The sequence below is a fragment of the Micromonospora sp. LOL_025 genome, from assembly GCF_048060285.1.
Taxonomy (GTDB): Bacteria; Actinomycetota; Actinomycetes; order Mycobacteriales; family Micromonosporaceae; genus Micromonospora.
Genome location: NZ_JBHMIR010000137.1, coordinates 1 through 415 on the forward strand (window position 1 = coordinate 1; position 415 = coordinate 415).

Consider the following 415-nt stretch of genomic DNA (forward strand, 5'->3'; position numbering starts at 1 on the left):
CCGGGGCAGACGGCGGAGCGGTTCCTGCCCGACCCGTACGCCACCACACCCGGCAGCCGCCTCTACCGCACCGGCGACCTCTGCCGCCTCCGCACCGACGGCACCCTCGAATTCCTCGGCCGCACCGACGAACAAATCGCCATCAACGGCTACCGCATCGAACCCGGCGAAATCGAAACCGCCCTACGCGCACAACCCCACGTCGACGCCGCCTTCGTCACCACCCGAACACTGCCCACCGGCCGCCACCTCATCGCCTACGTCACCGGCGAAAACCCCGACACCCACCAACTCCGCCACCACCTCCACCACACACTCCCCCGCCACCTCGTACCCCACAGCATCATCGCCCTGCCCCACCTCCCCCTCACCCGCAACGGCAAGATCGACCGCAACGCACTCCCCGCACCCGATC

General features: G+C 69.2%; 1 protein-coding gene. It reads left to right on the plus strand.

Annotation, left to right across the window (positions count from 1 at the left end):
- Positions 1–415: AMP-binding enzyme (locus ACFHW0_RS31835; protein ID WP_416613327.1), on the plus strand; the 415-nt coding region annotated here is incomplete at both ends.